Below are 22140 nucleotides of genomic sequence, written 5' to 3' on the forward strand. Positions count from 1 at the left end.
CGTGCGCAAGGCATCGTCACGCAGCGGCTCGGCCTGCGCACGCGCGACGCTGCGGCGCTGCTGGAAGAAGCGCTGCAGCAACGCGCTGCAGTCGTCGGCCAGCACGCCGCCCTGCACGCGCGTGTGGTGGTTCAGCTTCGGCTCGGCGAACAGGTCGAGCACCGAGCCCGCGGCGCCGGTCTTGGGGTCGGCCGCGCCGAACACCACGCGCGCCAATCGCGAATGCAGCATCGCGCCCGCGCACATCGCGCAGGGTTCGAGCGTGACAAACAGTTCGCAGCCGTCGAGCCGGTAGTTGCCGAGCGCAGCAGCACCAGCGCGCAATGCGTTGATCTCTGCATGCGCGCTCGGGTCGTGCTGCGCCACCGGCGTGTTCCGGCCGGTCGCGATGACCTGCCCGTCCTTCACCAGCACCGCGCCGACCGGCACCTCGCCCGCGTCGGCTGCGCGTTGCGCTTCCTGCAGCGCGAGCGCCATCCAGTGCGCGTCCGATGTCGATGCGGCCGGCTCAGTTGTCATCGGGCATCTTGCGGGCCTGGGCCGCGGCGTCGAGGGCGTCCTTGACCTGTTGCTGGACCTGCTGCGCCTGCGTACGCACATCGGCAGCCGCGGGGGCTGACGCACCGGGTACGGTCGGTTGCTTCGCGATGGTGGTGCGCGACAGCTGCTGCTTCGCCAGCAGGCCGACGACGACCAGCGCGAGCACGAGGCCGATCAATCCGAACATCCGCATCTCAGCGTTCCTCCGGTGCGGCCACCATGCCGAGCCGTTCCATCCACACGGCCAGCGCCTGCTCGTCCGCCGAACCGGCGCGGTAGACCTCGCCCATCGCCGCATGCGATTCAGGCCGGTGCTGGTTGAGCTTGATCTTGCATTGCAGCGCCGTCACATGCAGCTCGAAGCCCATGATGCCGGCCAGCATCTTTCGCTGGAACTCCTCGCCGAGATCCTTCCATTGCTGTGCGTAGGCCGGCTCGTGGTCGCCGATGAGCTTCTTGAGCAACACGTCCTTGGCCTCGGGCGTCTCGACGAGCCGAGCTTCGACGGTGCAATGGACCGCGAGGTAGTTCCAGGTCGGCACCCGCGCCAGGTCGGGATAGACCGAAGGCGACAGATAGGCGTGCGGCCCCTGGAAGATCACGACCGCGCGCGGTCGCGCCTGCAGGTAGCGCCAGTGCGGGTTGGGCTTGGCGCAGTGCCCCAGCAGCACGAGCGCATCGCCCTCGCGCGGCTCGGCCACGATGGGCAGATGGGTGACGAAGGGCAAGCCCTCGTCGTCGTTCGAGATCAGGTTGGCAAAGGGATGCGCGCGCATCAGGCCCAGCGCGACGGCCGGGTCCTTGGCGTTGAACTGCGGAGGCATGTACATGGGGCGGGTTCCTCGTGGGGAGGTCCGATTGTCCCCGAGTCGCCCCGGCTTCTCATGCAGCAGGCTACTTGGCGCGTGCCGCTTCCAGCTGCTTCACCATCGCGGTGTAGCCACGCGCCTTCGCCAGTTGCAGCGGCGTGAGGCCTTGGCGGTCGGCCAGTTGCAGGTTGGCGCCGCCGGCAATCAGCGCGGCCAGGGTGCGCTGGTGGCGTGCACCGCCATCGCCGAGCACGATCGATTCGATCGTCGCCGTCCAGTGCAGGTTGTTCACGTGGTCCAGCGGCGCACCCGCTGCGACCAACCGACGCACGACCTCGTCGTGCCCCAGGTGCGCAGCGGCAATCAATGCGGTGCCGTCGTAACGGCTGGTGATCTGCCCGGGCTTGGCGCCCAGTTGCAGCAACAGCGTGAGCGTGGTCACGTCGTCGGCCACGGACGCGATGGTCACGGCGTCGTAGCGATCGTCTTCGAGCAGGTCGATGTTCGCGCCCGCCTTGGCGAGCAGCTTCACGGCGTCGCGCTGGCGCGCATAGGTGGCGACCTGCAGCGGCGTGCGGCCGCGTGCGTCACGCACATCGAGGCTGGCGCCGGAGGCGATCAGGCTCTTGAGCTTGGGCAGATCGCCGTGCCAGGCCGCGCGATGCAGGCCTTCGTAGGCCAGCACTTCGGCAGCCAGCGGCGGCACCTGGGCCGCCGCACCGGGCGCGGCGCTCCAGCCGATCGCGGCGGCGAGCACCGCCGACCAGAGACCGCGCGCCGTCATCAGAGCTGGCCCTTGACCTTCTCGAGCGCGGCGTTGGCGCACTGCTCGTCGAGGTGGCCGCCCGGCGCACCGCCCACGCCCACGGCACCGATCACTTCGTTGCCCGACTTGATCGGCACGCCACCGCCCAGCAGCAGGAAGCCCGGCAGGTAGACGAGGTTGGCGGCGCCGGGGTTCTTCTGGGCGCCTTCCATCATGGCTTGCGTGGGGCTCTTGGCCGAGGCCGAGGTCCAGGCCTTGCGCTCGCTCGATGCCAGCGTGTGCGGGCCGGCGTTGTCGGCACGTTGCACGGCGCGCACGAGACCGGCGCGGTCGACCACCGTAGCGGCCACGTTGTAGCCGTTGGCGGCGCAGGCGGCCACGGTCTCTGCGGCGATCTGGTTGGCCAGCGCGAGCGAGATGTTCTTCTCGGTGCGAACAGCGGGGGCCGGCGTCTGGGCCTGGGCGACGGAAGCAGCGAGCAGAACGGCGAGGCCGCCCACGCGGATGATCGATTGCATGGTGTTTTTCTCCAGTGATGAGAGGGTTCGTGCCGGCCTGTGCCGACAGCTGTGTCACTGTAAAAAAACCAGCCCGCCGCGGCCATTCGTACGGCTACGCCCGGCACTCCGTAGTTCTACGGAGCGCCCTCTTCTCCTGCACTCGACGCCAGCACGGCATAGCGCCGGATCAGCTGCGCGAGCGAATCGCAATCGAGCTTGGCGAACAGGTTCGCGCGGTGGGTCTCGACGGTGCGCGGCGACAGCGCCAGCACACGCGCGATCTCCTTGTTGGTGAGCCCCTGCACGATGAAGGCCAGCACCTCGCGCTCGCGCTCCGAGAGCTGCGCCACGCGCTCGCGCGCGGCGTTGTCGGCCTGCGAGCGCTCGCGCGTACGCACGTGCTGGCGCACGGCCTGCTGCAGGGCTTCGAGCAGCTGCTCGTCGTCCACCGGCTTCTCGAGAAACTCGGCCGCGCCGGCCTTGAAGGCGCGGCGGCACATCTCGACCGTGCCGTGGCCGGTCAGCATGATCACGGGCTGGTCGACACCCTGCGCCACCAGCCGGTCGAGCACCGTGAGGCCGCTGATGCCGGGCATGCGCACGTCGAGCACGATGGCGCCGACGCTCGCGCGGTCGAAGCCGTCGATGAAAGCCTGCGGATCGGCCCAGCCCTGCACGCGCAGGCCGACCGTGCCGATCAGCAACGACAGGCCGTCGCGCACGGCCTGGTCGTCGTCGATCAGGTGGATCAGGGGCGATTGGGGCTGGTCTGCGGCGGTCGGATTGTTCATGTCGAAGGCGCCACCAGCGGCAGCAGCAAGGTGAAGCGTGCGCCGCGCGGCGAGGCGTTGGCGGCGCTCAGGCTGCCGCCCATGCCGCTGGCCAGCGTTTCGCTCAGGCTCAAGCCCAGGCCCAGGCCGCCTTCGCGCGTGCTGAAGAAAGGCTCGAACAGGCGCGGCAGCGCCTCGGGCGCGATGCCGCGGCCGTTGTCGGTGACGGTCAGCACGCCCTCCTCGCCGTTGCGGCCGACCGAGACCACGAGGCGTCGCTCGGCCGCAGGCACGAGGTCGAGCGCCTGCGTCGCGTTCATCAGCAGGTTGTGCACGATCTGCTCCAGCGCCACGGCTTCGGCCTGCACACGCACGGGCGCCTGCGCGCTGGCGTCGAACTGGGCCACAACGCCGTGGCGCGCGAACTCGGGCGCCAGCAGGTGCATGGCGCTGCGCACCACCTCCTGCAGCACCAGCGGCTTCACGTCGCCACCGGCCTCGGGGCGTTCAATGACGCGACGCAGGCGGCCGACCACGCCGGCCGCGCGGCGGGCCTGCTCGACGGCCTGCCCCATCGCATCGCGCGCGGTGGCGAGGTCGGGCGGGTCGTCGTCGAGCAAGCGGCGCGCGGCCTGCGCGTTGGCCAGCACGGCCGTGAGCGGCTGGTTGAGTTCGTGCGCCAACCCGGCCGACAGTTCGCCCAATGCATTGAGCCGCGCGACCTGGCCCAGGCGCAGCAGCTCTTCGGCGCGGCGCCGCGCGATGCGCTGGCGCTGCGCAGCCCAGAGGCCGGCCAGCAGCAGCGCCATCGCCACGGCCCAGCCGCCAATGGTGCGCCACGGCAGCTCGGCCCAGCCGACCTGGCGCTCGGCCACCAATTCGAAGGGCTGGCTCGGCGATGCGAGCGCCTTGCTCAGGCTGTAGCGCCAGCCGTGTTCGGCCGACTGGCCGGGCTGCAGCACCAGCTGCTGGCCGTCGCGCTGCAGGATCAGGCGCACCGGGCTGCGCTGCGGATTCATCGGCCAGTCGCGCCAGGGCACCGAGCCCACAAGGTCGATCTCGAGCGCGTAGCTCAGCGGCTCGGAGCCGATCACGAGCTGGTAGCGGCCGTGTGGCAGATCGAGCACGGCCAGGTCGGCGCGGCGTTCGGCGCGCGAGCGGGCCTCGGCGGCGGCCAGTGCGTCCGCGTGTTCGGCATCAGGCCAGGGCTCGTCGGCCGCGCGCCGCTGCACGCGCAGGATCGACGAGTACACCGATGGCAAGCGCCGCTCCGGGTAGTCGGCGCCGGCGTTGGGCTCGAGCAGCGCGAGCGTGGCCAGCACGGCGTCGTACTGCACCACCTGCTGGCTCATGAGCCGGTGCGCGATGCGCGCGTCGGTCTCGAAATCCTGCTGGAGCTGGGTCAGTTCGGCGCGCGCGAACCACACGGCCCCGGCGCCCGTGAGCACCCCCCACGCCAGCCACCAACCACCCCGCGTACGCAACCACTGTGTCATGGCGCGGATTGTGCCCGGCGCCAAGGGGGCTCCCCGCTTGGCCGAAAATGCCGACCCAGACATGGCTGACGTGCAGGACTCCCTCTTTTCCGACCTCCCCGATCTTCCGCGACCGACCGAGGAGGCCGAGGTGCCGCCGCCTTCGCCGAAGAAATCGCGCGGCGCGACCGTGAAGCCGGTGGCACCCGACGCGGCGCTGGTCGCCCTCGCCGCCGAGTTGCCGCCGCAACTGCGCCTGGGCACCTCGTCATGGAGCTACCCCGGCTGGGCCGGCCTGGTCTGGGACGGCGACTACGCCGAAGCCGTGCTCTCGAAGAACGGCCTGTCGGCGCTCGCGCAGCACCCGTTGCTGCGCACCGTGAGCCTGGACCGCAACTTCTACCGCGCCCTCACCGCCAGCCAGTACGCGCGCTATGCGGCCATGGTGCCGGACGATTTCCGCTTCGTCGTGAAGGCCCCGAGCCTTGTCACCGACGCCACCGTGCGCGACGAAAGCGGCCGCGGCACGCAGGCCAACCCCGTGTTCCTGAGCCACGAGATCGCGCTGCAGGAGTTCGTGCAGCCGGCGCTCGACGGGCTGGGTCATCGCATCGGCGCGCTGGTGTTTCAGCTGAGCCCGATTCCCGCGCACCTGCTGGCGGACCAGCCTGCGCTGATCGCCCGCATCGGCGCGATGCTGGCGGCGATGCCCGACCTGAAGCCGACCGCGCCCGACGCCGTGCTCGCCGTCGAGGTGCGCGACCCGCAGCTGCTGTGCCCCGCCTTCGCCGACATGCTGCGCAGCGTCGGCGCGACCTTCTGCATGGGCTTGCACGCGAAGATGCCGCCCATCGAAGACCAGTTGCCGATGCTGCGCGCGCTGTGGCCCGGGCCGCTCGTGTGCCGCTGGAACCTGCACCGCCGCCACGGCCGCTTCGGCTATGAAGACGCCGAGAAGCTCTACGGCCCCTTCGACAAGGTGCTCGACCCCGACCCCGAAACCCGTGCCGCGCTGGCCAAGGTGATCGCCGGCACCACGGGCGCCGGGCAGAACGCCTTCGTCACCGTGAGCAACAACGCCGAAGGCTGCGCACCGCTGACCATCGCGTCGCTGGCGCAGGACATCGTGGACCGGATTTCCCGCTAGGACACCCGCCATGCATTCGATCTCGTTCCGGCCGCTGCAATCCACAGACTTCGCGATGCTCCACGACTGGCTGTGTCGCCCGCACGTGGCCGAATGGTGGACGCCCGTGCCCACGCTCGCCGAGGTCGAGGCCGACTTCACGCCAATGCTCGCGACCGACTCGCCCGAGCGCGGCTACATCGCGCTGCTGGATGGGCAGCCGCTGGGATTCATCCAGTCCTACGTGGTGATGGGTTCGGGCGATGGCTGGTGGGAAGACGAACGCGACCCGGGCGCTCGGGGCATCGACCAGTTCCTCGCGCAAGCGGACCAATTGAATCGCGGCCTCGGCAGCGCGATGGTGCGGACCTTCACGGACCAGCTGTTCGCCGACCCGGCGGTGACGCGCATCCAGACCGATCCGTCACCACGCAACGCACGCGCGATCCGCAGCTATGCCAAGGCCGGCTTCCGCGCACTGGGCGAGGTGGTCACGCCCGATGGGCCCGCGCTGCTGATGGTGCGCGAGCGCGGCGCCTAAGCCGCAGGCGGTGCGGCCTCGAGGTCGCACCACATGTGGACCTTCGACGAGAACGCACCGTCGAGCACGGTGGCCAACGGCTCGACGCCGAAGACCTGGAAGCCGCAGCGCTCGTACAGCGCCTGCGCCGGGCGATTGCCTTCGGTCACGGTCAGCTGCACGACGCGCACGCCGTCGAGCGTGCGTGCATGCGCGAGCAAGGCCTGCACGAGTTGCCGCCCGGCGCCCCCGCGCCGCGCCGGTTCCGCCACCGCCATGCCGAACAAGGTCGCCTTGTGGCGTGTGCGCTGCCGCGATTCACGGCCGAGGCCCGCCGCGCCGATGAGTGCGCTATCGGCATCGAAGGCGCCGTACACCACCTCGGCCGCGTCGGCATCCGTGCGCAGGCGCGTCTCCCACCACGTCGGCGGCAAGCTGGCGCGCTCCTCGACCGTGGAAGTGAACGCCTCGGGGTGCCGCGCGTAGGCGTCGAGCATCAGCGCGCGGTAGGCCGGCGCATCGGCGGGGATCAATCGGCGAACGGTGGGAACGATGTCAGAAACGGGCACAGACGGACTGCCTTTCCTGCAACACGGCCTCTTGCGCAAAGCGCTGGCGGTAGGTGTCGATCAACGTGGCGATGGCCGCGTCGGCCTTGGCGTCTCGCGGGTGCAGCAGCACGACCAGCTTCGAAGGTTCGCGCACCACCTGCCCCGATGCGCCCCGCCACTGGCCGGCGGCGTCGATCACGGTGAAGCCTTGCGGAAAAGCCGGGGTCACGCGGGTGTCGAGAAAGTCGGCCCAGTCGGTGTCGGACACCTGACCGCCCGTGGGGATGGCGCGGCCGAAATAGAGGGTGTCGCGCTCGAAGGCTTCGAAGCCCGTGGCGCAGTTGCTGGGCTGGCCCGTGGCGCAGCCTGCGAGCACCGCAGCAAACAATGCACCCGCCACGCCTGCGCGAGACACTGTGTGGCGTGCAACGCTCATGCCGGCACCTCGGTCTTTCTTCAGGCCTCGGGCGCGATCATCTCGGCGTACTCGTACAGCGCGCCCAGGATTTCTTCGCCGCGCTCGTCCGCGTTCTCGGACAGCGCATCGACCTCGCTGAACAGCGCCTCGATCGTGCGCGCCCCGCCCTCGCCCTTGAACAGGCGCGCCACGCGCAGCGCTTCCCAGCGCTCGGTTTCTTCCTCGTTCAGCGACTCGGGCCAGTTGCGCGCGCGGTAGCGGAAAAGGATTTCGTCAAGCCGCCCGTCGTCGAAGGCCACGCGCTCCTTGGCGAGCCCCTCGGGCGACAGCGCGCGCAGCTGGTTCAGGCGACGGCGGTCGCCGTTGCCGACAAAGCCGCCGTAGAGGTCTTCATCGACGTCGGGCGTCGCCTCCTTCGGGCGGGAAAAAACCTGCGACCAGATGGCGCTCATGTCGGGCAGGTCGCGCGCGATGGCGGCGTGGCGCATGGCGGTGTCCATGTCGACGCCCCAGCGCTCGGCCATGGCCGGCGCCAGCGTGCGCAGGTTGCCGACCACCATCGGCGACTTGTTCAGGTGCACGCTCTTCATCGGCAGCCGCGTCATGCCTTCGGGCAGGTCGGCGGTGCGCGTGAACAGGCGCAAGCGCAGCGTCTCGGCGTCGAGGTCGCGCAGCTCGCTCGGGTCTTGCGACAGGTCCCAGGCCAGCAGTTCGTTCTTGTTGGTCGGATGGCTGGCCAGCGGCCACATCACGGCCAGGCAACCGCGCTCGACCGGGAACATGCCCGACACGTGCAGGAAGGGCTTGGCGGTCTCGCGCATCGCGGGCAGGCTGAGCTCGATCGCCACGCGGTCCTTCTTGTGCAGGCTGAAGGCGAAGTCGAATAGCTTGGGTTGCTTGTCGCGGATGAGCCGGGCCAGCGCGATGGTGGCGCGCACGTCGGACAGCGCATCGTGTGCCGATTCGTGCAGCAGGCCGTTGGCGCGCGCCAGGTCTTCGAGCTTGAAGCTGGGCTTGCCGTCTTCCTTCTTCGGCCACTCGATGCCGTCGGGGCGCAGCGCGTAGGTGAGGCGCACCACATCCAACAAGTCCCAGCGGCCGCAGTCGTTCTGCCATTCGCGCGCGTACGGGTCGATGAGGTTGCGCCAGAACAGGAAGCGCGTGACCTCGTCGTCAAAGCGGATGGTGTTGTAGCCCACGCCGACGGTGCCGGGCTGCGAGAAGGCTTTCTCGATGTGCGCCGCGAACTCGTGCTCGGGAATGCCGCGCTCCAGGCAGACCTGCGGCGTGATGCCGGTGATCAGGCAAGCCTCGGGGCTGGGCAGGTAGTCCGGCGCGGGCTTGCAGTAGATCATCAACGGCTCGCCGACTTCGTTGAGTTCGGCATCGGTGCGGATGGCGGCGAACTGCGAAGGACGGTCACGGCGCGGCACGGCGCCAAAGGTTTCGTAGTCGTGCCAGAGAAAGGTGTGGTTCATTCAGAGCAAGGGAGAAAACAGTCGCGCAATGGCGTCGCCGAGGCGGCGCCAGAAAGTCTGCGGCCGGTGGGCGCGCACGGAGCCGGAGCTGTGCAGGTCGGTTTCGAATTGCGCCGCCAGCGGCTGGGTCAGCGCCGGTCCGTAGACCACGGCGCAGACCTCGAAGTTGAGCCGGAAGCTGCGGTTGTCGAAATTGGCGGTGCCGATCATCGCGCAATGGTCGTCGACCACGAGCGTCTTGGAGTGCAGCATGCGTTCCTTGTACTCCCAGATCTTGACGCCCGCTGTCATCAGCTCGTCGAAGTACGAACGCGCCGCGGCGCTCACGATGGCCGAGTCGCTGCGGCGCGGCACGAGCAGCCGCACATCGACACCGCGCAGCGCCGCGCTCGTCAACGCCATCAACGCGGGCTCGCCCGGCACGAAATACGGCGTGGTGAGCCAGGCCCGGCGCGTGGCCGAATGGATCGCTTCGACGTGCATGCGGTGGATGGCTTCGAACGCGTTGTCGGGGCCGCTGGTGACGATCTGCACCGGAATGTCGCCCGCTTCCACCTGGGGCATCAGCACGTCCAGGACGGCGTCCGAGCGGTGCCGGTTCTTGCCTGTGGCGTAGCTCCAGTCCTCGAGGAAGGTGGTCTGCAACCAGCGCACGGCGCTGCCTTCGATGCGCACATGCACGTCGTGGTAGGCGTCCTTGGGGTTGGTGCGCTTGTCTTCCTCGTCGGTGATGTTCACGCCGCCCGTGAAGCCGACGCGGCCGTCGCACACCACGATCTTGCGGTGGGTGCGGTAGTTGGTCACGGGGCGCAGGCGCCGGCCGATCTTGGTGTCGTGGAACAGCGCCACCTCCACGCCCGCCGCGAGCATCGGCGCCATGAACTTGCGGCCGATGCGCTTGGAGCCGAGCGCGTCGAGCAGCAGGCGCACCCGCACACCGGCCTGCGCGCGCTCGATCAGCAGGTCGCGCAGCGCGGTGCCGATCTGGTCAGGCTCGAAGATGTAGTACTCGAGGTGAATGTGATCGCGCGCCGCGCGCACGGCCTCGAAGATCGAATCGAAGGTTCGCGCACCGCCCGACAGCAGCTCGACGCTTGTGGCACTCGACACCGGCAGGCCGCACGCGGCAGTGCCCAGCCGGGCCATCTGCTGCAGCGCCGGTGGCGCGTGCTGCGAGGCATCGCGCAGCCGCGCCACATCGGCCTGCGAATGCGCGTTGGCACGGCTGCGCAGGCGCTTGAGCCGCTGCTTGCGCAGCCGCTGCGGCCCCAGGAAGTAATAGACGACGAAGCCCGCGAAAGGCAGCAGCGCCAGCGACAGGATCCAGCTCATCGTGGACACCGGCGCGCGCTTTTGCATCACGATCCAGATCGACAGCACGGCGATGTAGCCGCTCCACGCCAGGGAGAGGCCGGTTTTCCATTCGTGGCTGAGTTCGGGAAGGATCAAGGCGAAAGCGGATGAAGGCGGAGTGTTGGGGGCCTGCCCAAAGAAAAAGGCCGGCAGCGAATGCTACCGGCCTTTGACTTCGTTCCTTACAGCGGCTCGATCAGCCCGTTGCGGCCTCTTCGGCTTCAGGCTTCGACTTGCCTTCCTTCTTCGGGATCGGCTGGATGTCGAGCAGCACTTCGTCCTTCTCGTCGATGTCGACTTCGAGTCGGCCACCGTCGGTCAGGCGACCGAACAGCAGCTCGTCGGCCAGCGCACGACGGATCGTGTCCTGGATCAGGCGCTGCATCGGGCGTGCACCCATCAGCGGATCGAAGCCCTTCTTCGCCAGGTGCTTGCGCAGCTTGTCGGTGAAGGTGACGTCGACCTTCTTCTCGCTGAGCTGGGTTTCCAGTTGCAGCAGGAACTTGTCGACCACGCGCAGGATGACGTTTTCGTCGAGGGCCTTGAAGTTGACGATGGCGTCCAGGCGGTTGCGGAATTCAGGCGTGAACAGGCGCTTGATGTCGCCCATTTCGTCGCCGGTCTGCCGCGCGTTCGTGAAGCCGATGGTCGCCTTGTTCATGGTCTCGGCACCCGCATTCGTCGTCATGATGATGATGACGTTGCGGAAGTCGGCCTTGCGCCCGTTGTTGTCGGTCAGCGTGCCGTGGTCCATGACCTGCAGCAGCACGTTGAAGATGTCCGGGTGCGCCTTCTCGATTTCGTCGAGCAGCAGCACCGAATGCGGCTTCTTCGTGACAGCTTCGGTCAGCAGACCACCCTGGTCGAAACCGACGTAGCCCGGAGGTGCGCCGATCAGGCGGCTCACCGCGTGACGCTCCATGTACTCCGACATGTCGAAGCGGATCAGCTCGATGCCCATGATGTAGGCCAGCTGCTTCGCCGCTTCGGTCTTGCCGACGCCCGTGGGGCCGGAGAACAGGAACGAGCCGATCGGCTTGTCGCCCTTGCCCAGACCCGAGCGCGCCATCTTGACCGCGGAGGCCAGCACTTCGAGTGCCTTGTCCTGGCCGAACACGACGCTCTTGAGGTCGCGCTCGATCGTCTGCAGCTTGCCGCGGTCGTCGTTGCTGACGTTGGCCGGGGGAATGCGCGCGATCTTCGCCACGATTTCCTCGACTTCGGTCTTGCTGATGGTCTTCTTGCGCTTGCTCGGCGGCAGGATGCGCTGGGCGGCGCCGGCTTCGTCGATGACGTCGATCGCCTTGTCGGGCAGGTGACGGTCATTGATGTACTTGGCGCTGAGCTCGGCCGCGGCCTGCAGGGCCGCCACGGCGTACTTGACGCCATGGTGCTCCTCGAAGCGCGACTTCAGGCCCTTCAGGATGTCGACGGTTTCCTGCACCGTCGGCTCGACCACGTCGACCTTCTGGAAGCGACGCGACAGGGCCGCATCCTTCTCGAAGATGCCGCGGTATTCCGTGAAGGTGGTCGCACCGATGCACTTCAGCTGGCCGCTGGAGAGCGCCGGCTTGAGCAGGTTCGACGCATCGAGCGTGCCGCCCGAGGCTGCGCCCGCACCGATCAGGGTGTGGATTTCGTCGATGAACAGGATGGCGTTCGGCTTGTCCTTGAGCGACTTGATCACGCCCTTCAGGCGCTGTTCGAAGTCACCGCGGTACTTCGTGCCGGCCAGCAGCGCGCCCATATCGAGCGAGTAGACCTGCGCCTCGGCGAGGATCTCGGGCACGTCGCCCTGGGTGATGCGCCATGCCAGGCCTTCCGCGATCGCGGTCTTGCCCACGCCGGCCTCGCCCACGAGCAGCGGGTTGTTCTTGCGCCGGCGGCACAGGATCTGGATGACGCGCTCGACCTCGTATTCGCGGCCGATCAGCGGATCGATCTTGCCGTCCTTGGCGAGCTGGTTGAGATTTTGGGTGAACTGCTCGAGCGGCGAGGCCTTCTCGTTGCGTTCGCCGCCGCCCTCTTCGCCTTCACCCTGGGGCGCTTCGCCGCTGCCCTTGACGGCTTCCGGGGGATCGCTCTTCTTGATGCCGTGGGCAATGAAATTGACCACGTCCAGGCGGGTGACGCCCTGCTGGTGCAGGTAGTACACGGCGTGCGAGTCCTTCTCGCCGAAGATCGCGACCAGCACGTTGGCGCCGGTAACTTCCTTCTTGCCGTTGCCGGTGGACTGCACATGCATGATGGCGCGCTGGATCACGCGCTGAAAACCCAGGGTGGGCTGGGTGTCGACATCGTCGGAGCCCGCCACCTGCGGCGTGTTGTCCTTGATGAAGTTGGTGAGCGACGCCCGCAGGTCGTCGACGTTGGCCGAGCAGGCGCGCAGAACTTCCGCGGCGCTCGGGTTGTCCAGCAAAGCGAGCAGCAGATGTTCCACGGTGATGAACTCGTGGCGTTGCTGCCGGGCCTCGACGAAGGCCATGTGCAAGCTGACTTCCAGTTCCTGGGCAATCATGTGATTTCCTTTTGCCTTGCTGTAAATAAGTTCTCAGATGGGTTGGAGCGCGTGCAATTCAACTGGTTCACGCGACAGGTTCGCTGACGCATTGCAGCGGGTGCCCAGCCTGATGCGCCGCCTCCATCACCTGATTGACCTTGGTGGCCGCCATATCGCGGGAATAAACCCCACAAATACCACGGCCATCGAGGTGGATCTTGAGCATGATTTGGGTTGCCGTTTCTCGGTCCTTGCTGAAATATTCCTGCAGGACGACGATCACGAACTCCATCGGCGTGTAGTCGTCGTTCAGCATGACGACCTGGTACATCTGGGGCGGTGCCGTTTTTTGCGGGCGGCGCTCCAGAACGACCGAATCTCCGTCGTCGCCCGCCGGTTTCTGCGCCGGTGGGGTGCTGGGAGTTTTGGGAATTCTCGTTGCCATGAAAAAGATTCTATAGAGCGTGCAAGCACCGTGCCGACGCCAACAGACTTGGTGACGCCTATTCGACAAATCAAGAGGCATGCGTCGTGTACGACAGCACGAAGACAGACGTAAAAAAACCGGCAGATTGCCGGTCTTTTTTACAGATTGCGCAGCACAGGGCCTTTGGGCGCCGGCAATTTCCGGCCGGGCACCCGGGTCGGAACCGGCAGGTCGGGCGGCAAGGCGTCGATTTCTTCGTCGGTGAGTTCGCGTTCGGGTGGCGCCACAGCTTCCCAGCGGGCCGCCGTCGGCAGTGCGAGGGGGGCCGGTGAAGTCGCCGGCTCCGAATCGGGGGGCATCGCCGGGACTGGCGGCGACGATCGTGGCTGCACTGGCTGCGGTGGCTGCGGTGGCTGCGGTGGTGCGAGAGGCCGCGCAAGCGGTCCCTCTCTTTTTGCCAGCAAGGTCGGGGGCGTTGGCCGCAAGGCCTGCCACTCGGCCCAGCGCCGCGCATCCTGTTCGGCTTGCCAAAGCGCCAGGGCCAGGCGCTGCACGTCCTGATGCGCGAGCTGTTGCTGACCCAGCAACTCCAATTCAGCGCGGATCACCTGCCGCGTCTGGTCACGCTCCGCATCCAGGGCTCGGCGCTGCGCATCGAGTTGTCTGCCGAGCCGTTGCGAAAAAGCCCAGAAACCGAGCAAGGCCCCGGCGACGCCGACCGCGAAGCAGACGACAAGGAAATCGACCTGGATCAGCGTCACAGCGAACCCTCCCCGTCGGCATCCCATTTGCGCAACAGATCGAGCGGAATGGCATCGGCCACCTGTGAAAACCGCAGACCGGTCATGCGTTCGGCCTGCTTGAGCAACACGGCAACAGGACTGCTCGGTTCGTGGTTCTCGAACCATCGGCGGGCCTTGCGAATGTCACGCAGGATGTCGTCGCGTGTCGCCAGACCTTCGCCGACTGGCGTGCTTGCCGGCCACGACGGGAGCAGGCTCGGCATTGTTGCGACCGCGGCAGGCTGTGCCGATGACCCGGTTCGCTGGAACGGGGCCAGCAATCGCACCAGCGCGTGCAGTGACGGCGCGTCCTGCCCCAGATGCTGGCCGGCCCAGGCGACGATCTGCGCCGCAGCCTCGGCGGCTTGCGCCAGCAGGCGCAGCGGGGCCTGATCGTCATCGGCAGTGGCGGAGGTCAGGTCGGTCAGTTGCTGCGCCATGGCCTCGGGGCTGACTGCATCGAGCGACCGGGGCATCGCAAAGGCGCGCTCGACTTCACGCACCGTCAGGTGCCGTGCGGCATTGGCTGCGATGACGATCTCGCGCACGTCGCTCAACAGGCCCTCCGGATCGGCCAGCGCCGCCAGGGCGTTGGCGCGCACCGCCGGGTCGCGCTCGCCTTCGATCACCAACTGGGGGTGCACCGCGTCGGGCCAGGTCTGGAGCGCCTCGGCCAGCAGCACCAACGACTGCGCGAGCCCGGGTGCCTGCGCCAATCGGGTGCGGGCGCGGCACAGCCAGACGAAGAGATTGATGTCGCGGGTCCGCAGCAGCAGCCGGCGGCAATCCCGCTCGATCTCCGCCCAGTTGGGTGCGTCTGGAGCTCCGACGAATTGCCCGTACTGCGCGTCGCCACGCGGGGACATGCGCGCCAGCAGGACGGCGTACTCCGCGTCGTATTCCAGGCTGGGGCCGCAGGGCGCCGTCGCGCTGAAAGGCGACAGCCGGTCGGCCTCGATCCGGCCAGGCATGGCGTAGGCGGCGTGCTCGGCGTCGGTGTGAACAGGAGAGGTCATGAGGCAGGTTCTCGCGGTGAAAAATCAGCGTGCCGCGGTCGCGTTGCCGTGATGGCGCGAGCCGATGTACGCCTCGGGCTCGAACACCATGCCGACCGTATAGCCGGGGGTCGAACGCGGCGCATCGACGGCCCGATGCCCGCCTTCCGCGCTCCCGGAACCGCCAAGCCAGGTCGACCAGCCGAGCTTTTCGGTGTCCTCGAGCCGCGCTGGCGGGGTGCTGTCGTTGCGCACACGCAGCTCCACCTCCCAAACGAACTCGTAGCCGACAAAGCCGCGCACCCATTCGACGAGCAACGCTAGGTCTTGCCCCTGCGGCGTGAAACGCAGGTACTGCTCCAGGCTCAGCGGGCCGAGCACGAGCCGGAACTTGTTCTGCCGGTCGGCCACGACCTCCCCCGCAATGGCCCCGACGCCCATGATGCTGGAGGTCCGCGCGAGCCCCAGATGGCTCTGGTCTTCGGGATCGATCCGGATCCAGTGGCGGACAAACTCATCCAGCTGGACGGGCACTGCGAAAAATTGCGCCAGGGTGGCCGCCAGCCCATCCGGGTTGCGAGCTTCGCGGGCCAGGTGGGTCGAGGCCGCCAGCCGGGCATGCGAGGGCAGCACCGAATCGCGGATCTCCAGCGGGTCATGCCCTGTCAGGCGTGCGACGTAGCGGCTGAACGCCTCGTCCTGTGCCCGGTCAAGCCCGGCTGCGGCCTGCCCTTGCGCCCATGCCCGGTACATGTGCGTCAGGTAGCGGTGATGGAACAGGTCGAGAAAGTCCGCGAGGGTGCTGTCGTTGTGGTTTTCGGTGCGGTCCCGCACCAGTTCGGTGTAGTGCAGCGGCAACGGTCCGTTGGGCCCCAGGAGGCCGAGGCCGTACAGGCGCACGACCGGCAGCGCCGGGTTGTTCCCTGGCCGCGTCGGCGACGCCCCCGGCACCCGGTGCTCCGATTCGTCGGGCAGCACCACGCCGGCGATTTCGCGCGGCGCGAAAGTCAAGGCCGCGGCCTGCCCCAGCCGGAACGGCTCCTGCTGAGGGCGCTGGGCCAATCCGACGGGGGGGTGTTGCAGATGGGATGCGCCGAAGCGCCGCAACAGGGACAGGAAGCCGAACCGCCACGGCGCGCGACGCAGCTGTCCGAGCATGTCGTGAAGCGGTCCGCCGGAATCGGCCTCGCGAGTCTTCGTCATGACGACTTCCCCTCGCCTTCGTCGCCGCTGCCCCGGTGCTGTGCCGTTCCCAGCTGGACATGGCTGTCGGGCGACAAATCATGGTGCTCTTGCCGTGTCAGGCTGGGCAACGGCGCACGGCTGTCGCGCGCGAGCTCCGGTGCGAACAAGCCCAGCACGTCCTCGGGCACTTCCTGGTCGAGCAAGCCGGATCGCATGAGGGGCTCGAAGTCTTCGATGATCCGGTCGATGCCCTCGCGCGGCAGCAGGATGTCGCGCAGCAAGGGATATGGTTCGGCCTGCCTGCGCAACTCGTCGAGCGTGGGGGCGGCTTCGTTGCCCGACGCCAGCAGCCCTTCCCAGTCGACGCGCCCGGCGAGTTGGGCGGGGTCACGCACCACGCGGACGAACTCCTCGTGCAGTTCATCGAGCAGGCTCGCGGGGCGACCTTCACCACGGGGCGGCGGGCTCGCCCATCGTGCAGCAGGCCGCGCTGGCGCAGCCGCCGGCGCGTCACCGAGCAGACCTGCCAGGACGTCGGCCACCGGCGACGGCTGTGCCCCCGCAATGTCGAGGACGCCGAAAGGGTTGGCCAGCACATCCACGTGCGCCTCCGCCCCGTTTCCATCTCCGTCTCCGCCTGAGCGGTCATCGAAAGCCAGCGCGCGCAGATCGAAAGGCGGCGCTTCGGTCGCTGGCGTGCGCGACGCGGGTTCTGGCTCTGCATCGACAACCCCGCGCCGCACGGACGCCGGTTTGCTCGGCCGCCCTTCGTCCACCGCGACGTCCTGTTCCACCGTGAAACGCAGCAGGCCGAGTTCCAACGTGTCCCCCGGCGCAACCAGCACGCTTGCGCCTGCCAGCACGCGTTCGCCTCTGCACACGCACATCAATGTATGGCTGCTGTTCGTCAACCGCCACGCCCCCGCACTGTCGCTCCATGCGATGCGACACAGATTGGCTGCACGCCATTGCGCTTCGCTTTGACGTTCTCCGCACAGTTGGAGCGCATCGGCCATGCCGGCGCCCGTGGGCGGGATCGACAACGCCCCGCTGCGCGCTTCGCCATTGCTGTGCGTGAGCTGCAGGCGCAGCCGGGTGTTCCGGGCGTCGTCGCCCTGCGTCTTTGTGTAGGTCATGGCGCGCCACCCCACAACTTTTGCAGTCGATTGGCCGCACCGACGAAGCGGCCCTGCGCGTCCTGCTGCCAGAAGGCCATCTCCGCCCGCGGCCCCTGCAGGCGGTTCGGCCAGTCGGCCCATGGCAGAAAGCGAACGCCCTGCAGCGCCGCAGCGGGATCGTTCGGCAGCGACGGCCCTGCCCATCGTTCGAGCAATGCCTGCGCCTGCTTGCCGCGGTGCTCGCGGCTGCCCTCTGGTTCCGCCCCCCCGACTTGCGACTGTTGCGCGCGCCACAGCCCCCGCACGGTGCGCTCCAACGCGCGCAGATCGGCCAGCCCTTGGGCACTGGTATGGCGGGCTACAGCGCGTGCGAGCCAGAACTGCCAATCCAGTGGCTCCTGCAACTGCACGGTGAAATGCGCCTGCGTCCAGCGCGGGTGCGCCAGCTGATAGACGAGCAAAGGATGATGCCGCCCCACCTTGTCGAGGGACGGCGCGATCACACCCAGCACGAAGCGTCGCCGCGCGAATGCCAGCGTCCCCGGCGGAAGCACGAAGGCGACAGGAATCGCCACGGCACGCGCACTGGCATCAGCGCCCGCATGGCGGCACTGTTGCGCCAGCCAGGGCATCCAGGCCTCCGGCTCCCCGTGACGCACACCGCTGCGAACGAAATCCGCATGGCCCGGGAGTTTTCCCCAGATGGCGGGCGGGGTGACGTGCCAGGCGGCACGCAGCATGTTCCACATCCGCATGGGTCAGGCTGCTCTTCCAGGGCAACGAAAGCCCTTGAGCACGTCGCTGCCGAGGGGATTGGGCTGGCTGCCCGAACTGACATCGATCAACGCCTTGCGCCCGTCGAATGCATATTCGACGCTCAATCGCCCTGGCGTGGCCGTGTTCACGATGCGCCCCTTCTCCAGAAGGCGAAACAAGGCCCATGGCCCCTGGGCCAGGAAGGTCGAGGTCGGGGTCGAGATGCGCGGATTGGCCGTGATCTCCGCCATTGCGCCGCCACGCGGCCCCGGCCAGTTGACGGCGAAGGCCTGCACAGGCCCGTGGACGTAGCGCTGTCCCTGCCCGTCGATGTCGATGACCAGTTCAGTGATGCTGGGCTCAAGCTCGAGCACGCGCAGGTCGATTTTCCAGGCCAGTTTCTTGCCGCCCGCATCGCGGAAGAACAGGTCGCGAATTTGTTGCGCGCGATAGAAGGCATCGAGGTTCGGACCACTCTGGGCCAGCAGCTTGAGCAGCTCACCGAGCAACGTCGGGCCAGAGGTGGCGGGCTTCAGCCCGGCGCCGCCGGCTGAGGCGGTGTCGATGCCGACCATGGCGTTGGCGACGTTCGGATCCTTGTAGCGCCACGGTCGCACGCTCATGTCGACATAGGGCGCGAGGTGCTTGTTGAAAAACTCGTCCGCGGCCCCCCCCACGGCAAACACCAGCGAGAAGTCTTCGATGGATGCGTCCTGCGTCACGGCAGCCAGCGGGTAGCGCCCTTCGACGCCACGCTTGCAAGGCTCGCTGACCTGCATCGCCATCAGCCCCATGATGCGGTCGAGCTGCAGTTGCGCCTGGTTGCGCAGGATGCCGGTCGAGCCCAGCATCACCTTGTCTCCACCGCTTGCGGCCAGGGCCGTCAGCACTTCGCGAAAAGGCGCCGGCAACTTGCCGGCCTCCAGCTTCAAACGCGCGCCGACTTCAGCGCCGCCGGGCGGCAAGCTGCCGGCGGTGAGCGCCGTGTCTGCCACGACCAGCAAGGTGTAGAACTCGTTCAGCAGGCCCGAGATGTTCTCGAGCCCAGGCTTGCCCGCGGCGGCGCCAGCGCTGGTCACACCGATGTCGGCCTGACCCGTGACGACCTCGCGCAGCGCGGCAAAGCGGTTGTCGACGATCTGTTTTTCGAGTCGCTCTTCGGCCCGGATCCCGAGGTTCCGGCCGATGGCGTTGGTCTGCTTGTTCAGTTCGTCGGTGGCCTTGTCGAGAAAGCCCTTTTCCTCCTGCGTGCGAACCACCAGCGGGCGTGACAAGGTGGTTTCGCGGGCCGCCGCGCGCGCCAACCGCGCCAGCGGCGAATCTGGTGCGGCGAACTGCCGCAACACGCTCAGATCGAATCCCAGGCTCGTTCCGGTAGTGTCGCTGCCGCTCACGGTGCGGATCGACTCGAGGAAAGACTCCCAATGCTGGGCGTACTCCATCAGGTACTGGCGCCGGATGTCGTCGAGCAGCGGGTCGCTTCGGAGCTTGCGGGCTGCCTCGTCCAACGACAGCGGGGCGTTCTTTTGCGCCGCCAAGGCGGCGCCTTGCTGCGCGCCGCGCCCCATGACCCACGCATCGTCGTCGAGGGCTTGAACCACGAACTCCGGCAGCCGCTTGTTGAAGACCTCGTGGTAACCGTCATAAGTGAAGAGGCCTGCCACGCCCTTTTCGAGCGGCAAACCGCCCGCGCGCGAGAACACGGTGCCAGCTTGCGGCCCGACCGCGCGCACCAGCGTGAACTCCTGCGGCGCCAGGGGCAGCATCGCGGCCTTGGCCCGTTCATAGACACGCTGACTCGACGTGTTGCTGTCGAGAAAATCCTGTACCGCACGCACCAGCGCTTCATTGGGCAGCGACGCCGATTGCACGGGTCGGACACCGGAGAACAGCGCCGTCACATGCCCCACCATCGACGCCCGGCCGCCAAAGGCTGCTGCGCTGTCGGCCTTCTCCCAGTCTTTCAGCACCCAGTTGCGCACATCCTGCGCGCCGCCTTGCATGTAGCGCTCCTTGTTGTGCAGCAGCTTGTAGACGCGCAAGACCTCGTACGCCGTCTTGGCATCGCCGTCACTCACGCTCTGCTTGAGCACGCTCTCCATCCGTTGCAGGACGGTGGGGAGCAAGGTGTGATCCTGCAGCTGAGCGTAGGTGTCGCTGGCCGCGTCCAGCACCGGGGGCACCGTGTAGAGGCCGTAGACATAACTGCCAGGCGGGTTGTCGATGTCGAGGCCCGAGTAGCCCGGCAGCTCCCTCGCACCGTTGAGCACGTCAGGAACGCCCGCAGGCTTGAAGTCGGCAAACAGCTGGCGCACCTGCACCGTGAGCGCTTCGACGCGCTGGCCCACCGCACTCAGGTACTGGCGGTTGTTGCCAAAGCTCAAGGCCAGTGCGCCGGCAAGCCACAGAAAGACCACCACGGCCAGCGCATGCCCCGTAAGGCGTAGCAATCGAAAACGAAATTCCCAGCGCAGGTTGGGGCGCACCAGGTGCGCCTCGGGAATGATCACCTTGGTCAGCAGGTCCTGAAGGAAGAAGCCCTGCTGCCCCCGCATGGGCGATGCTGTCCTGCGCGGCTGGACGGCTCCCGGCTCGTCGTCTGCCGTTGATGTCTTGCCCGCCCCCAGGCCTAAACTGCGCTGCAGACGCTGAAACAACGTGCCGGCATCGGCAGGCATCTCCAGATCGGCCTGCGCCCCACTCGTGAAATAGACACCTCGCAGCGTGTCGTGCAACTGGGTTCCGTCGAAACGCGAGGCCAGGAACATCTCGTCGAGCATCGGGACCAGGAGTGCCGACATACCGGCCAGCTCCTGCGGCAACGCGAACAGCCGCTTTCTGCGGTCGACATCGAACTCTTCGTTCAACCTGGCGCGCAAGCCCGCTGCCAGACGGTCCTTGAGCAGTGCCAGTTCCACCTCGATCTGCGCGCGCAGCGGCTCACGATCACGCAACGCGGCACGCGAACTCTGAATGCCATGGAAGGGCAGCGTGAAGCCCCAGGTCTGGGTACGGCCCTCGCTGGTGAGGGATTGAAAATACTCGCTGAAGCCCCGCAGCAGATCGATCTTCGTCACGATCACGTAGACCGGGAAGCGGATGCCGAGCTCCTGGCGCAGGTCGGCCAACCGATCACGCACCATGCTTGCGTGCTCTGCGCGCTCCATCTCGGACATCGTGAGCAACTCGGCCGCGTTGAGGGCCACGATGACGCCGTTGAGCGGCGCGCGCGTGCGGTGTTTGCGCAACAGCCCCAGGAATCCCCGCCACTCGATGGGGTCAGAGACCGGATTGCTCTCCTGCGTGGTGTAGCGGCCGGCCGTGTCGATCAACACGGCCTCGTTCGAGAACCACCAGTCGCTGTTCAGCGTGCCGCCTTCCGACTTGAGCACCATGCTCCGGGACGCATGCCCCATTTGCCGCGCCAAGGGAAACTGCAGGCCGGCGTTCAGGAGGGCCGTGGTCTTGCCCGCCCCCGGACTGCCGACGATCATGTACCACGGCAATTCGTAGAGGTAGCGCTTGCCCTCCATGATCTGGCGAAGCCCGCCGCGTCCACGCAAGCCCTTGAGCTGAGCCAGGGCGCGGGTGACCGTGGCGGTAACGGTCTTGAGCTCTTCCTTCGCGCTGTCGTCCTTGTCGGCGTCCTGGCCGAAGCGCAGGAACTTCGCGAGCAGGTCGTCGTTGTTGCGCAAGGCCTGCCAGAGGCGGTAGAGCCAATACACCGCGTACAGCACGAGGATGGTGCAGATGACCATCGTGCGCACCCACAGCGGCGCCAGGGGCTTCGCAGCCCCGATGGCCACCAGTGGCCCTGCATGCCACACAAGCAGGCAGAGTGCGGCCACGCCCAGCAGGCTGTAGGGGCCCGAGACCATCCAGAGGAGGCCGAGCACCAGCAGCATCACGATGAAGGTCACGCGCACGCCGACCGAGGCGAACGGGCGAAGCCCATCCACCGCGAGCAGCGGACCGATGAACCAGATCGCGAGGGCCAGCAGCACCATCGCGAGAAAGGCCAGCATCTGTCGGGAAAACAGGAAGGCCAGGAACTGTTTGAGATATTGCATG

At 67.6% G+C, this 22140-nt stretch carries 21 protein-coding genes; 2 read left to right on the forward strand and 19 right to left on the reverse strand.

Annotated elements, in window-relative coordinates; genetic code table 11:
- The 7 genes from tadA to AAG801_RS17695 all read right to left on the reverse strand — a co-directional run.
- Positions 1-519 (reverse strand): tRNA adenosine(34) deaminase TadA (gene tadA / locus AAG801_RS17665; RefSeq protein ID WP_341889521.1); only part of this gene is annotated, 519 nt, incomplete at its 3' end.
- On the reverse strand, positions 509-733 hold the full coding sequence (locus AAG801_RS17670; RefSeq protein ID WP_341889522.1) for a hypothetical protein: 225 nt from the start codon (positions 731-733) through the stop codon (positions 509-511). The genes AAG801_RS17670 and tadA, both read right to left, overlap by 11 nt.
- Before the next feature lies 1 nt (position 734).
- Positions 735-1370: an FMN-binding negative transcriptional regulator gene (locus tag AAG801_RS17675; RefSeq protein ID WP_341889523.1), complete on the reverse strand. Its 636-nt coding sequence runs from the start codon at positions 1368-1370 to the stop codon at positions 735-737.
- A 64-nt stretch (positions 1371-1434) separates the two neighbouring features.
- Complete coding sequence (locus AAG801_RS17680; RefSeq protein WP_341889524.1) at positions 1435-2133, reverse strand: ankyrin repeat domain-containing protein; 699 nt, start codon at positions 2131-2133, stop codon at positions 1435-1437.
- A complete protein-coding gene (locus AAG801_RS17685) occupies positions 2133-2633 on the reverse strand; it encodes a heme-binding protein (protein ID WP_099796854.1) in 501 nt (166 codons plus the stop codon). Before AAG801_RS17685 ends, AAG801_RS17680 begins: the two co-directional genes overlap by 1 nt.
- 116 nt (positions 2634-2749) lie before the next feature.
- Positions 2750-3406 carry a response regulator gene (locus AAG801_RS17690; RefSeq protein WP_341889525.1) on the reverse strand — a complete coding sequence of 219 codons (657 nt, stop codon included), beginning with the start codon at positions 3404-3406 and terminating at the stop codon, positions 2750-2752.
- The gene (locus tag AAG801_RS17695; protein WP_341889526.1) at positions 3403-4881 is read right to left on the reverse strand and encodes an ATP-binding protein; all 1479 of its coding nucleotides are present in this window, start codon (positions 4879-4881) and stop codon (positions 3403-3405) included. Before AAG801_RS17695 ends, AAG801_RS17690 begins: the two co-directional genes overlap by 4 nt.
- Before the next feature lie 61 nt (positions 4882-4942).
- Between AAG801_RS17695 and AAG801_RS17700 the strand changes: the two genes are divergently transcribed.
- Entirely contained in the window at positions 4943-6007 is a 1065-nt protein-coding gene (locus AAG801_RS17700; RefSeq protein ID WP_341889527.1) for a DUF72 domain-containing protein, read from the forward strand.
- Positions 6008-6017: 10 nt separating this feature from the next.
- Positions 6018-6527: a GNAT family N-acetyltransferase gene (locus AAG801_RS17705; protein ID WP_341889528.1), complete on the forward strand. Its 510-nt coding sequence runs from the start codon at positions 6018-6020 to the stop codon at positions 6525-6527.
- Here the strand turns inward: AAG801_RS17705 and AAG801_RS17710 are convergent.
- The 12 genes from AAG801_RS17710 to tssM form a co-directional block, all read right to left on the reverse strand.
- A complete protein-coding gene (locus AAG801_RS17710; protein WP_341889529.1) occupies positions 6524-7039 on the reverse strand; it encodes a GNAT family N-acetyltransferase in 516 nt (171 codons plus the stop codon). The two genes, AAG801_RS17705 and AAG801_RS17710, sit on opposite strands and share 4 nt — an antisense overlap.
- A 22-nt stretch (positions 7040-7061) precedes the next feature.
- Positions 7062-7493, reverse strand: coding sequence for a DUF3574 domain-containing protein (locus tag AAG801_RS17715; protein WP_341889530.1), 432 nt, complete (start codon positions 7491-7493; stop codon positions 7062-7064).
- Between the two features lie 20 nt (positions 7494-7513).
- Complete coding sequence (gene sbcB, locus AAG801_RS17720) at positions 7514-8953, reverse strand: exodeoxyribonuclease I (protein WP_341889531.1); 1440 nt, start codon at positions 8951-8953, stop codon at positions 7514-7516.
- A complete protein-coding gene (gene cls, locus AAG801_RS17725; RefSeq protein WP_192196612.1) occupies positions 8954-10402 on the reverse strand; it encodes a cardiolipin synthase in 1449 nt (482 codons plus the stop codon).
- A gap of 100 nt (positions 10403-10502) precedes the next feature.
- The gene (clpA, locus tag AAG801_RS17730) at positions 10503-12824 is read right to left on the reverse strand and encodes an ATP-dependent Clp protease ATP-binding subunit ClpA (RefSeq protein ID WP_101493055.1); all 2322 of its coding nucleotides are present in this window, start codon (positions 12822-12824) and stop codon (positions 10503-10505) included.
- Positions 12825-12891: 67 nt separating this feature from the next.
- Positions 12892-13251 carry an ATP-dependent Clp protease adapter ClpS gene (gene clpS / locus AAG801_RS17735; RefSeq protein WP_099796845.1) on the reverse strand — a complete coding sequence of 120 codons (360 nt, stop codon included), beginning with the start codon at positions 13249-13251 and terminating at the stop codon, positions 12892-12894.
- 140 nt (positions 13252-13391) lie between these two features.
- Positions 13392-13994 carry a hypothetical protein gene (locus AAG801_RS17740; protein WP_341889532.1) on the reverse strand — a complete coding sequence of 201 codons (603 nt, stop codon included), beginning with the start codon at positions 13992-13994 and terminating at the stop codon, positions 13392-13394.
- Positions 13991-15031: a type VI secretion system ImpA family N-terminal domain-containing protein gene (locus AAG801_RS17745; RefSeq protein ID WP_341889533.1), complete on the reverse strand. Its 1041-nt coding sequence runs from the start codon at positions 15029-15031 to the stop codon at positions 13991-13993. Before AAG801_RS17745 ends, AAG801_RS17740 begins: the two co-directional genes overlap by 4 nt.
- Positions 15032-15055: 24 nt before the next feature.
- Entirely contained in the window at positions 15056-16213 is a 1158-nt protein-coding gene (gene tssG, locus AAG801_RS17750) for a type VI secretion system baseplate subunit TssG (RefSeq protein ID WP_341889534.1), read from the reverse strand.
- Positions 16210-17331, reverse strand: coding sequence for a TagK domain-containing protein (locus tag AAG801_RS17755; protein WP_341889535.1), 1122 nt, complete (start codon positions 17329-17331; stop codon positions 16210-16212). Before AAG801_RS17755 ends, tssG begins: the two co-directional genes overlap by 4 nt.
- Entirely contained in the window at positions 17328-18068 is a 741-nt protein-coding gene (gene tagF, locus AAG801_RS17760) for a type VI secretion system-associated protein TagF (RefSeq protein ID WP_341889536.1), read from the reverse strand. Before tagF ends, AAG801_RS17755 begins: the two co-directional genes overlap by 4 nt.
- 3 nt (positions 18069-18071) lie before the next feature.
- Positions 18072-22139 carry a type VI secretion system membrane subunit TssM gene (gene tssM / locus AAG801_RS17765; RefSeq protein ID WP_341889537.1) on the reverse strand — a complete coding sequence of 1356 codons (4068 nt, stop codon included), beginning with the start codon at positions 22137-22139 and terminating at the stop codon, positions 18072-18074.
- Position 22140: the final 1 nt, after the last annotated feature.

The organism is Variovorax sp. YR752 (assembly GCF_943372545.1).